Genomic DNA, 13070 nt, shown 5'->3' on the forward strand with positions numbered 1-13070 from the left:
GATGACGAACGACTCCGAATCCCTCCTCCAGGCGGCCGACGAAGCACCGGGCGACGACGCACCGGCCGCCGTCCCCGCGTCCCGGCTCCCGGAGCTGCTGCACGCCGCGGTCACCGCCGTCGGCGGTGTCGAGCGGCCCGGCCAGGTCAAGATGGCCGAGGCGGTCTCCGCCGCGGTCGACGCCGGCGAGCACCTGCTGGTGCAGGCCGGCACCGGCACCGGCAAGTCCCTCGCCTACCTGGTGCCCGCACTCGCCCACGGCGACCGGGTGGTGGTGGCCACCGCCACCCTGGCGCTCCAGCGCCAGCTGGTGGAGCGGGACTTGCCGCGCACGGTGGACGCGCTCCATCCGGTGCTGCGCCGCCGCCCGCTGTTCGCGATGCTCAAGGGCCGCTCCAACTACCTGTGCCTGCACCGGGCGCACGAGGGCACCCCGGCGGACGAGGGGGAGGGGCTGTTCGACCCGGTCGAGGCGCTCGGCGGCCCGACCGGTAAGCTCGGGCAGGACGTGCTGCGGCTGCGCGAATGGGCGGGCGAGACCGACACGGGCGACCGCGACGACCTCTCCCCGGGCGTCTCCGACAAGGCCTGGGCCCAGCTGTCGGTGACCTCCAAGGAGTGCCTGGGCGCCACCCGCTGCCCGTACGGCGGGGAGTGCTTCGCCGAGGCCGCCCGGGAGCGGGCCAAGCTCGCCGACGTGGTGGTGACCAACCACGCGATGCTCGCGATCGACGCGATCGAGGGCGCCCCGGTGCTGCCCGAGCACGGTCTGCTGATCATCGACGAGGCGCACGAACTGGTGAACCGGGTGACCGGCGCGGCCACCGCCGAGCTGTCGGTGCACGCCGTCAACCGGGCGGTCCGGCGGGCCGCCAAGCTCGCCAACGAGAAGGCGGTGGACGCGCTCCAGGCGGCCGCCGAGAACTACCACGGCCTGATGGAGACCGCCCAGCCCGGACGGGTCGAGGAGCTCCCGGAGTACCTGGCGTACGCGGTCTCCGCGATCCGGGACGCGGCCCGCCAGGTGATCACCTCGCTGGGCGAGACCAGGGACAAGGCGCTCACCGACGAGGACGCGGTCCGCAAGCAGGCGATGGCCTCGGCCGAGACGCTGCACGAGACGGCCGACCGGCTGCTCCAGGACTCCGAGTACGACGTGGTCTGGATCGAGCGCAGCGACCGCTTCGGCCTGGGCGCGGCCTCGCTGCGGGTGGCGCCGCTGAGCGTCTCCGGGCTGCTGCGGGAGAACCTCTACAAGGAGCGCTCGGTCGTCCTGACCTCGGCCACCCTCAAGCTGGGCGGGGACTTCACCGGGGTGGCCGGCTCGCTCGGCCTGCCGGTCGACGGCCGGCTGCCGGACGAGCGCTCGGCGGCCGAGCCGGAGCCGGCGCAGGGCGAGGACGCGCCGCCGTACTGGCGCGGGATCGACGTGGGCTCCCCGTTCAGCTACCCCAAGCAGGGCATCCTCTACGTCGCCAAGCACCTGCCGGCGCCGGGCCGGGAGCCGGACCGGCCGCAGATGCTGGACGAGCTGACCGAGCTGATCGGCGCGGCCGGCGGCCGCACGCTGGGCCTGTTCTCCTCGATGCGGGCCGCGCAGACCGCCGCCGAGGCGCTCCGGGAGCGGCTGGACAACCGGATCCTGCTCCAGGGCGAGGACACCCTCGGCGAGCTGATCCGGGAGTTCGCCTCGGACGCCACCACCTGCCTGTTCGGCACGCTGTCGCTCTGGCAGGGGGTGGACGTGCCCGGCTCGGCCTGCCAGCTGGTGGTGATGGACCGGATCCCGTTCCCGCGCCCGGACGACCCGCTGATGAGCGCCCGGCAGAAGGCGGTCGAGGAGCACGGCGGCAACGGCTTCATGGCGGTGGCCGCCACCCATGCCGCGCTGCTGATGGCCCAGGGCGCCGGCCGGCTGGTGCGGGCGGCCGACGACAAGGGCATCGTCGCGGTGCTCGACCCCCGGCTGGCCACGGCGCGGTACGGCGGCTTCTTCCGCTCCTCGATGCCGGACTTCTGGTACACCACCGACCGCAACCAGGTGCGGCGTTCGCTGGCCGCGATCGACGCCTCGGCGGCGCCGGTCCGTCCGGTGGTCAAGCGGGCGGTGTCCTAGCGCCTCTCCCGCAGCCCGGTCCGGGCCGGCTCGGCCTGGACCGGGCCCGGACATGCCGCGGGGGCCCCGGCCGTGATCGGCCCGGAGCCCCCGGGAGGTGGGTGGTGGCCGGTCAGAGTCGGCGCAGCACCGCCACGACCTTGCCCAGGATGGTCGCGTTGTCGCCCGGGATAGGCTCGTACGCGGGGTTGTGCGGCATCAGCCAGATCTTGCCGTCCTCGCGCTTGAGGCGCTTGACGGTCGCCTCGCCGTCGATCATCGCGGCGACGATGTCGCCGTTCTCGGCGACCGGCTGGCGGCGGACGGTGACCCAGTCGCCGTCGCAGATGGCGGCCTCGATCATCGAGTCGCCGCGGACGGTGAGCGCGAACAGCTCGCCCTCGCCGACCAGCTGGCGCGGGAGGGGGAAGACGTCCTCGACGGTCTGCTCGGCGAGGATCGGGCCGCCGGCCGCGATCCGGCCGACCAGCGGCACGTACGAGGTGGACGGGCGACCGGCGGTCTCCGCCGTGTTCGGCCGGGCGACCTCGACGCCGCGGACCTCGTAGGCGCGCGGGCGGTGCGGGTCGCGCCGCAGGAAGCCCTTGCGCTCCAGCGCCATCAGCTGGTGCGCGACGGAGGAGGTGCTGGACAGGCCGACGGCCTGACCGATCTCCCGCATGCTCGGGGGGTACCCGCGGCGCTGCACCGAGTCCCTGATGACCTCGATCACCCGGCGCTGGCGCTCCGTCAGGCCCGCCTCGTCGGTGCGGATGCCGGGCGGGCGCCCGGGCATGGCGCGGGTCGGGGCGGGCTGGACGAGCACGGCGTCCTGCACCGAGGCGTGCTCGATCGGCTGGCTCTGGCTCATGCTGTGGTCCATGCTCTGGTCCGCGGTGCGCGCCGAGCGCTCCTGCACCGGAATGGCGGTCCTTGCTTCTACGGTGTTCATGGCGGCCCTCATTCGACAGGCGTTCTCCCTTGTGCAGCTCAACTGGTGCACCTATCGAAAGGTTGCGCCAAACACACGTTCGAGTGAATTATCAAGCAGTTAGCTGACTCGATCAAGGCTTTGGGTGTACATCGATTAAATGTTCGACTCGAACAGTGTATTCCGGGTCGTGGGCGGATCTCGACCGGTTCCGGCGCGTCGCCCCTCCGACTCCTAGATCTAGTGGCTAGTCTCCTCGCTCGTACCCACAGGTTGTGGTCCGGTAGAGTGGCGGAGTCCGATGTCTTGCCGCCAGGGAGGAAGTCCTCAGGTGCACTGCCCCTTCTGCCGGCACCCGGACAGTCGCGTGGTCGACAGCCGCGCCAGCGATGACGGGAGTTCGATCCGTCGACGCCGTCAGTGCCCGGACTGCAGCCGCCGTTTCACCACTGTCGAGACGGCCACGCTGATGGTGATCAAGCGCAGCGGAGTCACCGAGCCGTTCTCCCGGGAGAAGGTGATCTCGGGGGTCCGCAAGGCCTGCCAGGGCCGCCCGGTGACCGAGGACGCCCTCGCCCAGCTCGGCCAGCGGGTCGAGGAGTGCGTCCGGGCCAGCGGGAGCGCCGAGCTCTCCACCCACGACGTCGGGCTGGCCATACTCGGCCCGCTCAAGGACCTCGACGTGGTCGCGTACCTGCGGTTCGCCAGCGTGTACAAGGCCTTCGACGGCCTGGAGGACTTCGAGGCCGCCATCGCGGAGCTCCGCGTCGAGCGGCCGGTGATCGCGGAGGACTGCACCCCCGTGCCGGCCCCCGCCGCCGCCGCGCCCTGACGCGTCGGCCTGACCTCTTGCGGCCCTTCGGGGCCCCGCGCGCCTGAAATCGGCGCACAAAAAGTACAAACCGTGCACAGGGCGGCCGATCGGCTGCCCGCACGCCAGGAGAAGCGAACCAGCGGCGCCCGGAAGGATCGGGGCGCCCAGGGCGTTTGCCCAGGAGGAGGACCAGAAGTGACAGACACGACGAGCGGTTCCGCACGCGGGTCGAAGTCCGAGCGGACCGCCAAGGGAGCCGGCAAGGCCGCCAAGGCGGGCCTGCGGATCGGGCGGATCCACACCACCCCTGGCGTTCACCCCTACGACGAGGTCAGCTGGGAGCGGCGCGACGTCGTCATGACCAACTGGCGGGACGGCTCGATCAACTTCGAGCAGCGCGGCGTCGAGTTCCCGGACTTCTGGTCGGTCAACGCGGTCAACATCGTCACCTCCAAGTACTTCCGCGGCGCCGTGGGCAGCCCGCAGCGCGAGTGGAGCCTCAAGCAGATCATCGACCGGGTGGTGCTGACCTACCGCGCCGCCGGTGAGAAGCACGGCTACTTCGCCTCCGCCGAGGACGCCGAGGTCTTCGAGCACGAGCTCACCCACGCCCTCCTGCACCAGGTGTTCAGCTTCAACTCGCCGGTCTGGTTCAACGTCGGCACCAAGCAGCCGCAGCAGGTCAGCGCGTGCTTCATCCTGGCCGTCGACGACTCCATGGAGTCGATCCTCGACTGGTACAAGGAAGAGGGCATGATCTTCAAGGGCGGCTCCGGCGCCGGCCTGAACCTCTCCCGGATCCGCTCCAGCAAGGAGCTGCTGTCCTCCGGCGGCAACGCCTCCGGCCCGGTCTCCTTCATGCGCGGCGCCGACGCCTCAGCCGGCACCATCAAGTCCGGCGGCGCGACCCGCCGGGCGGCCAAGATGGTCGTGCTGGACGTGGACCACCCGGACGTCGAGGCCTTCATCGAGACCAAGGTGAAGGAGGAGGAGAAGATCCGCGCGCTGCGCGACGCGGGCTTCGACATGGACCTCGGCGGGGACGACATCACCTCCGTCCAGTACCAGAACGCCAACAACTCGGTCCGGGTCTCGGACGAGTTCATGACCGCGGTCGAGAACGGCAGCGAGTTCGGCCTGCGGGCCCGGATGACCGGCGAGGTCATCGAGACCGTCGACGCGAAGAAGCTGTTCCGCAAGATGGCCGAGGCCGCCTGGGCCTGCGCCGACCCGGGCATCCAGTACGACTCGACCATCAACCACTGGCACACCTGCCCGGAGTCGGGCCGGATCAACGCGTCCAACCCGTGCTCCGAGTACATGCACCTGGACAACTCCAGCTGCAACCTCGCCTCGCTCAACCTGATGAAGTTCCTCCGCGACGACGCCGCCTCCGACAGCGGGCAGGGCTTCGACGCCGAGCGCTTCGCCAAGGTGGTCGAGCTGGTCATCACCGCGATGGACATCTCGATCTGCTTCGCCGACTTCCCGACCGAGAAGATCGGCGAGACCACCCGCGCCTACCGCCAGCTGGGCATCGGCTACGCCAACCTCGGCGCGCTGCTGATGGCCACCGGCCACGCGTACGACTCCGAGGGCGGCCGCGCGCTCGCCGGCGCCATCACCTCGCTGATGACCGGCACCGCGTACCGCCGCGGCGCCGAGCTCGCCGGCGTGGTCGGCCCGTACGAGGGCTACGCCCGCAACGCGGCCCCGCACCAGCGGGTGATGAAGCAGCACGCGGACGCCAACGCCGCCGCGGTGCCGGCCGACGAGCTGGACACCCCGGTCTGGGCGGCCGCCACCGAGACCTGGGCCGAGGTGCTGCGCCTGGGCGCCCGCAACGGCTTCCGCAACGCGCAGGCCTCGGTGCTCGCGCCGACCGGCACCATCGGCCTGATGATGGACTGCGACACCACCGGTGTGGAGCCCGACCTCGCCCTGGTCAAGTTCAAGAAGCTGGTCGGCGGCGGCTCGATGCAGATCGTCAACGGCACGGTGCCGCGGGCGCTGAAGCGGCTCGGCTACCAGGACGAGCAGATCGAGGCGGTCGTCGCGCACATCGCCGAGCACGGCAACGTGGTCGACGCGCCGGGCCTGAAGCCGGCCCACTACGAGGTGTTCGACTGCGCGATGGGCGAGCGGGTCATCTCCGCCATGGGCCACGTGCGGATGATGGCGGCGATCCAGCCGTGGATCTCCGGCGCGATCTCCAAGACGGTCAACATGCCCGAGGTGGCCACGGTCGAGGAGATCGAGGAGATCTACTTCGAGGCATGGAAGCTCGGCGTGAAGGCGCTGGCCATCTACCGCGACAACTGCAAGGTCGGCCAGCCCCTGTCGGCCAAGACCAAGGCGCCGGCGGCCACCACGGCCGAGGCCGCGCCGGCGGTCGAGAAGGTCGTCGAGAAGGTGGTCGAGTACCGCCCGGTCCGCCGCCGCCTGCCCAAGGGCCGGCCCGGCATCACCACCTCCTTCACGGTCGGTGGCGCCGAGGGCTACATGACGGCCAACTCCTACCCGGACGACGGTCTGGGCGAGGTCTTCCTGAAGATGTCCAAGCAGGGCTCCACCCTCGCGGGCATGATGGACGCCTTCTCCATCGCCGTCTCGGTGGGCCTGCAGTACGGCGTCCCGCTGGAGACCTACATCTCGAAGTTCACCAACATGCGCTTCGAACCGGCCGGTCTGACCGACGACCCGGACGTGCGGATGGCCCAGTCGATCGTCGACTACATCTTCCGCCGCCTCGCGCTGGACTTCCTGCCGTTCGAGACCCGCTCCGCGCTCGGCATCCACTCCGTCGAGGAGCGCCAGCGCCACCTGGACACCGGCTCCTACGAGCCCGTCGAGGAGGACGTGGACGTCGAGGGCCTGGCCCAGTCGGCCCCGCTGGCCGCGGCACCCAAGCCCGCCGCCGCCCCCGAGCCGACCAAGGCCGCCGCCCCGGCCCCGGCCCGGGCGCACAACTCCACCGAACTGGCCGAGATCCAGCTCGGCATGAGCGCGGACGCACCGCTCTGCTTCTCCTGCGGCACCAAGATGCGCCGAGCGGGCAGCTGCTACCTCTGCGAGGGCTGCGGCTCCACCAGCGGCTGCAGCTGAGTCCGGGCGGAACTGCGGCGGATGCACCATCCGACGTAGCTCGCACGGACAGCTGACCAGTAGCTCACGAAGGGACCGGCCATCGGCCGGTCCCTTCGTCGATCAGCCGGCTCGGGTCCCTAGCGACAGGGCGCTGCCTGAGAGGCTTGTGCGGTGGGGGCCGTGATGGCAGGCTCATGGGCATGATCAAGAGAATCGAGTCCTCCGTCCGCCGATGAGCGAGACGACCGGGACAGGACTGCCCGGGTCACCGACAGCGCTGTTCGACCACGCGCTCCGGCTGCATCAACTGGCTCCCAAGGTGCCACTTCCGCGCGACGGGGAGCCCTACCCCGACGGCGCTTTGCACGACAGGCGGCAAGGTCCCGAGAGACCTGCGGACCGGCACTCGGTCGGCAAGGCTGCGGCGCTCATTCTGGAGGCGCATTTCGCCCAGGTCTCCGCCCTTCCTCGTGAACTGGCCGGTGCCTTCCACGACGTCCACATCCCGATCCACTCCAACAAGCACATCACAGCCGTGGCGGAGCGGGCCGACCGGGAACGCGTTCGGCGAACAGGCCGCTGGCTCGTCCGACATGGGACCGACCGATGCTCGGTCACCGTGGGGCTCGCGCTGATCGCCTCCGTGGGAACGGTCGACGACATCCCGCTGATCCGGACGATCGGGCTGCTCTCCAACCACTTCGGTGCACTGGCCGCGCACGCCCTTGAGCGACTGCAGGGAGGGGCCGACGCCCTGCTCTGGCTCGCCGAGCGAGTGACCGGCTGGGGACGCGTCCACGTCGTTGAGGCGCTCTGCAGACTCGACAGCCCGACTGCCCGACCGTGGTTGCTTCGCAGAGCCTGCGACGGCGACTTCCTCAACGGCTACTTCGCCGGCAAGGTCGCGACAGCGGCCAGACTCCATGAGGTGCTCGCCGACCTGGCCACCGACAGCGAGATGGTCGACCACACCGGTCTGCTGCTGCAGCTGATGAGCGACTGCGGGGGGATGGGACTGACCCTCGCCCGCTACCCTCACTCGGCGGCCGTCCTCGAAGCTCATGCTCGCCATGTGGGTGCGCTCAGCCCGACGATCGAGCGCTATTACGGCGTAGCGTGGCTCACCCACTTCCTCACGACGAGATCTCCCGAGACCGCGGGATGCACGACGGACCAGCGGGAGGCACTCCGGGCGACCTACCTGTCGGTGCTCGACGGGGAGAAGTGGTCCCGGACCGCCCGCGCCGGTCTCGCCGCGGGCGACAGACGGATGCGGTGGCTCGCCGACCATCGGACACCCCGGTTCAGGCTACGTGCGTTCCCCGATCGCACGCCGGATGTCGAGGTTTGGCGCAGGCCAGGAACAGGTGCCGTGCGCCCGTGCCTGAGGCACCGGCGCACGGGCCCCGTCCCGAAGTGCCGAGGTGTGGAACAGTGGTGCACGAAGGGCGCCGACCGAGCGGTCGGCGCCCTTCGTGGTGTCCGTGCGCCGTGCTGCGCCGGGCCTGTGACCTGGGGTTCGTCCCGGGGGCCGGTGGCCGGATGCCCGGCGTTCATCCGCAGTTGTGCGGATGCGCAGGGTTGGGTTGTCACAACGGAACGTCAACTGGCCGGTTGAGACCGTGTGCTGAATCGATATGATCTGATGACCGCGTGTACTGATCAACCGCCCGGGACGCGCCCTGTCGTGTGCCCCGGGCGGTCGCGCGACGTGGACCGCCCAGCCGCTGACGCCTGCACCGAGGATCAGATAGATGAAAGCTCGCACGCGCCCCGCACGCGCGGCGTACCAAGGCCGGGACATCGGCTCGGCACTGTGGGCGGCCGCCGCGGTGCTGCTCGGTGCGGTCGCCGCCGCCGGTGCGGTGGCCGCCGCCGAAGGGCACCGCACCGTGGTGGCGGCGGTGGCCGGCGGCGTCCTGCTGGCCTGGTGCGGCCTGGTGGTCGTCGCCGCCCGGCTGGCCGGCCGCGCCCACCGGGCCGAGGCCGAGCTGACCCTGGCCCGCCGCGAGCTGGCCGCCACCCAGGGCACGGTGGCCCAGCTGCACGCCGACGTCACCGCGGGCCACAACGTCGCCGCCGCACTGCGCGCCGCCCTCGCCGAGTCCCAGGCAGGCGGCGAACGCGACCGGGCCGACCTGCGCACCGCCCGCGCCGCGCTCGCCGAGGCCGAGAGCACCGTCACCGAGCTGCGCACGGAGGTCGGGTCCGCCGCGGCGGACCGCGCCGAACTGGACCGGCTGTCCGCCGAGGTGCTCCCCGAGGTGATCGGCCGGCTCCGGGCCGGCGCCGCCGTCAACACCGTGCTGTCCGGCCGCCCGCAGAGCGCCCACGACGGCCTGCTGCGCACGGTCGCCGAGGAGATCGGCCGGGGCGAGCGGCAGCGCGCCGCCGCCCTCGCGGTGTGCGCCACGGCCGCCGGCCGGGTGCAGGCACTGGCCACCTCGATGCACGCCGAACTGCGCGAGATGCAGCACCGGCACGGCGACGACGTGCTCGGCGACCTGCTCAGCCTGGACCACTCCACCGCGCAGGTCGGACGGATGGCCGACAGCATCGCGGTGCTCACCGGCGCCCGTTCGGGCCGGCGCTGGACCAAGCCGATCGGCGTCGAGTCGATCCTGCGCGGCGCCCTCGGCCGGATCGGCGCCTACCAGCGGGTCCGGCTGCACTCCGCCTCCACCGCGGCGGTGGCCGGCTTCGCGGCCGAGGGCGTGATGCACACGCTCGCCGAACTCCTGGACAACGCCGCCAACTTCTCGGCGCCTCCGGCCGAGGTGCATGTGTACGTCGAGGAGGTCCACTCCGGTCTGGTGATCACCGTCGAGGACGGCGGGCTCGGCCTCGGCGGCAGCTGGCTGCGCCGGGCCGAACAGGCCGTCTCCGGCGAGCCGCTGGACCTCACCGCGCTGTCCGCCGGCACCCGGCTGGGCCTCGCGGTGGTCGGCTCGCTGGCCCGCAAGCACGGGCTGTCGATCTCCTTCCGGCCGTCCGCGCGCGGCGGCACCGGTGTGGTGGTGCTGATCCCCGAGCAGCTGGTCACCCACCCGAGCCCGGCGCTGGCCAAGGCGCTGACGGCGGGCCAGTCCCCGGACCGGGGCACCACCGAGACCCGTCCGGCCGCGGAGGGCCGGCGGGCCGAGCCGCTGCGGGCCGGCGCCCAGCGCCCGGAGCTGCAGCGCCCCGATGTGCAGCGTTCCGAGCCGCTGCGGGCCCAGCCCGCAGCCCCCGCACCGGCCGCCCCGGTCGCTCCGCAGGCGCCGGCCGCTCCGGCGCCCGCGCCCGCGTCCGGCGGCCTGCCCCAGCGCCGCCGCGGCCAGACCCTGGCCGGTGCCACCGCCTCCCAGACCATCGCGCCCGCTCCACCGGCGCAGCCCGTACGGCCCGGTGCCGCAGCTCTCTCGGCGGCCCGGTTCGGCGCCTTCCGGAAGGCCCTGCAGCAAGGGCCGGACGAATCCCACGACGCTCTCCCGAAGGACGATTCCTGATGAGCACCGACCGTGATCTCGACTGGCTGTTGGAGAACCTGCTGAGCAGCACCCCCGGGGCGCGGCACGCCCTGGTGCTCTCCGCGGACGGGCTGAAGCTCTGTCACACGGTCGGACTCGGCACCGACCAGGCGGACCAGCTCGCCGCGATCGCCTCCGGGATGCAGAGCCTGGCGCACGGCGCCTCGATCGAGTTCGGCGACGGCTCCGGCGGCGTCCGGCAGTCGATGACCGAGTTCCACGGCGGCATTCTGTGCATCGTGGCGGCCGGCGAGGGCGCGCACCTGGCCGTGGTGACGGAGGACGACGCCGACGTGGGCGTGGTCGGGCACAACATGCACGGGCTCATCGAGCAGATCGGGGCCTACCTGAGCGCCCCGCCGCGCGAGATCGAGGCCGGGGTGTGAGCGCCCCCCGGAACCTGCCGGGACGGGACGAGGATCCCGACCGGCTCTACACCGTGACCAAGGGGCGCAGCCGCCCGCCGGAGCACGCCTTCGACCTGGTCACCCTGATCGTCACGGAGCGGGAGCCGGCGCCGGGCATGCAGTCCGAGCACGCCCGGATCCTGGAGCTGTGCGAGAACCCCACCGCCGTGGTGGAGGTGGCCGCCGACCTCGGCCTGCCGGTCAGCGTGGTGCGGATCCTGCTCGGCGACCTGCTGGAGGCCGGCACCATCACGGCCCGCCACCCCCGGTTCGCCCCGACCAAGGCCCGCTTGCCCGATCTCGACACGCTGAAGCAGGTGCTCCATGGTCTCCGACAGCTCTGACACCGCGGTCCTCCCCGACCGGGTGCCGCTGAGCAGCACCACCACCAACGCGCTGAAGATCGTGGTGGTCGGCGGGTTCGGGGTCGGCAAGACCACCCTGGTCGGTTCGGTGAGCGAGATCCGCCCGCTGAACACCGAGGAGACCATGACCCGGGCGGGCGAGGGCATCGACGACCTGTCCGCGGTCCGGGACAAGCGGGCCACCACGGTGGCCTTCGACTTCGGCCGGATCACGCTCAACGCCGAGCACGTGCTCTACCTGTTCGGCGCGCCCGGCCAGGAGCGGTTCTGGTTCCTCTGGGACCGGCTGTTCTCCGGCTCGCTCGGCGCGGTGGTGCTGGTCGACACCCGCCGGCTGGAGGAGTCCTGGTACGCGATCGACCGGCTGGAGCAGCACGGGACGCCCTTCGTGGTGGCCCGGAACAACTTCGACGGGCCGGCCCACACCCTGGACGAGGTGCGGGCCGCGCTCGACCTGCCGGAGCACGTCCCGCTGGTCGACTGCGACGCCCGTGACCGGGAGTCCAGCAAGCAGGTGCTGATCGAGCTGCTCCAGCACCTGCACCGGCTGGCCGAAGCCCAGATCGCCGCTGTGGAGGAGACCCCGTGACCGAGCCCGCGCCCACCCCGCCGCCCGGCTGCCCGGCCCACGCCGGCGCCGCCCCGCTGTACGGGCCGCGGTTCCAGACCGACCCGGCGCAGGTGTACCAGGAGCTCCGCGCCACGCACGGCCCGGTCGCCCCGGTCGAGCTGGCCGGCGGGGTGCCGGCCTGGCTGGTGATCGGCTACCGCGAACTCCAGCTGGTGACCAGCCAGTCGAAGGTGTTCGGCCGCGACGCCGACCGCTGGCGGCTGTGGGACTCCATCCCGCAGGACTGGCCGCTGCGCCCGATGATGACCTCGGCCCCCTCGGTGATGTACGCGGAGGGCGCCGAGCACCAGCGCCGCCGGGCGGCCGTGGACGAGGCGCTGGCCTCGGTGGACCCGTACGAGCTGAAGAAGTACTGCGAGGAGATCGCCGACCGGCTGATCGACGAGTTCTCCGGCCGGGGCGAGGCGGACCTGGTCGCCGAGTACGCGCACCAGGTGCCGCTGCTCGCGCTGTGCCGGATGTTCGGCCTCGGCGAGGAGGAGACGCCCCGGCTGATCCGCGCCCTGGTCGCGATGGTCGACGGCGGCCCGGGCGCGCAGGCCGGCGCCGTGGACCTGCTGGCCGTGATGCTCCAGCTGGTGCAGGAGCGGCGCGAGCGGCCGGCGGCGGACATGGCCTCGGTGCTGGTGGCGCACGAGGCGGCGCTGACCGACGACGAGATCATGCGCGATCTGCGGGTGCTGCTGATCGCCGGTCACCAGACCACCGCGTACTGGATCTCCAACGCGCTGCGGCTGATGCTGACCGACGACCGGTTCGCGGCCTCGCTGTCGGGCGGGCGGCGCTCGATCGGCCAGGCGCTGGGCGAGGCGCTCTGGGAGGACACCCCGACCCAGATCTTCGCCGGCCGGTGGGCGACCAGGGACACCCAGCTCGGCGGACAGAAGATCAGCAAGGGCGACATGGTGCTGCTCGGCTTCGCGGGGGCCAACACGGACCCGGCGGTGCGGCCCGACGGCGGGCGCCCGGCCGAGGGCAACCGGGCCTACCTGAGCTTCTCCTACGGCGACCACGGCTGCCCGCACGCGGCCGCCGAGGCGGCCGAGGTGATCGCCACCACGGCGATCGAGGTGCTGCTCGACCGGCTGCCGGACCTGCGGCTCGCGGTGGCCGAGAGCGCGCTGGTGTGGCGGCCCTCGGCCTGGGTGCGGGCGCTGGTGGCGCTGCCGGTGGCGTTCACGCCTGGCTACGTGACGGAGTGAGGGCGGGGCGGCCGCCTGTGGCCGTTCGG

Annotated in this window: 10 protein-coding genes; 9 read left to right on the forward strand and 1 reads right to left on the reverse strand. The window is 72.2% G+C overall.

All coding sequences use genetic code 11. The features are described from left to right. Position 1 precedes the first annotated feature (1 nt). Positions 2-2116 (forward strand): ATP-dependent DNA helicase, encoded by a 2115-nt coding sequence (locus tag ABT014_RS21580; protein WP_350640623.1) that lies wholly within the window; start codon positions 2-4, stop codon positions 2114-2116. 112 nt (positions 2117-2228) lie between these two features. On the opposite strand, the gene lexA is transcribed toward ABT014_RS21580, so the two are convergent. Further along, positions 2229-3047 carry a transcriptional repressor LexA gene (gene lexA, locus ABT014_RS21585; protein WP_502895054.1) on the reverse strand — a complete coding sequence of 273 codons (819 nt, stop codon included), beginning with the start codon at positions 3045-3047 and terminating at the stop codon, positions 2229-2231. Between the two features lie 310 nt (positions 3048-3357). Between lexA and nrdR the strand changes: the two genes are divergently transcribed. From nrdR to ABT014_RS21625, 8 genes are all read left to right on the forward strand, one after another. Then, positions 3358-3858 carry a transcriptional regulator NrdR gene (gene nrdR, locus ABT014_RS21590; RefSeq protein WP_350640624.1) on the forward strand — a complete coding sequence of 167 codons (501 nt, stop codon included), beginning with the start codon at positions 3358-3360 and terminating at the stop codon, positions 3856-3858. A 177-nt stretch (positions 3859-4035) separates the two neighbouring features. Beyond that, on the forward strand, positions 4036-6945 hold the full coding sequence (locus tag ABT014_RS21595; RefSeq protein WP_350640625.1) for a vitamin B12-dependent ribonucleotide reductase: 2910 nt from the start codon (positions 4036-4038) through the stop codon (positions 6943-6945). Positions 6946-7159: 214 nt separating this feature from the next. Next, the gene (locus ABT014_RS21600; RefSeq protein WP_350640626.1) at positions 7160-8545 is read left to right on the forward strand and encodes a hypothetical protein; all 1386 of its coding nucleotides are present in this window, start codon (positions 7160-7162) and stop codon (positions 8543-8545) included. Positions 8546-8681: 136 nt separating this feature from the next. Then, positions 8682-10415, forward strand: a complete 1734-nt coding sequence (locus ABT014_RS21605; RefSeq protein WP_350640627.1) for an ATP-binding protein — start codon at positions 8682-8684, stop codon at positions 10413-10415. Then, complete coding sequence (locus ABT014_RS21610; protein WP_350640628.1) at positions 10415-10822, forward strand: roadblock/LC7 domain-containing protein; 408 nt, start codon at positions 10415-10417, stop codon at positions 10820-10822. Before ABT014_RS21605 ends, ABT014_RS21610 begins: the two co-directional genes overlap by 1 nt. Then, entirely contained in the window at positions 10819-11187 is a 369-nt protein-coding gene (locus ABT014_RS21615) for a DUF742 domain-containing protein (RefSeq protein ID WP_350640629.1), read from the forward strand. Before ABT014_RS21610 ends, ABT014_RS21615 begins: the two co-directional genes overlap by 4 nt. Continuing rightward, complete coding sequence (locus tag ABT014_RS21620) at positions 11168-11797, forward strand: GTP-binding protein (protein ID WP_350640630.1); 630 nt, start codon at positions 11168-11170, stop codon at positions 11795-11797. The genes ABT014_RS21615 and ABT014_RS21620 overlap by 20 nt, the downstream gene beginning before the upstream one ends. Continuing rightward, positions 11794-13041, forward strand: a complete 1248-nt coding sequence (locus tag ABT014_RS21625) for a cytochrome P450 (RefSeq protein WP_350640631.1) — start codon at positions 11794-11796, stop codon at positions 13039-13041. The genes ABT014_RS21620 and ABT014_RS21625 overlap by 4 nt, the downstream gene beginning before the upstream one ends. Positions 13042-13070: the final 29 nt, after the last annotated feature.

The organism is Kitasatospora sp. NPDC094015, from assembly GCF_040304075.1.
In the GTDB taxonomy this organism is placed as follows: Bacteria; Actinomycetota; Actinomycetes; order Streptomycetales; family Streptomycetaceae; genus Kitasatospora.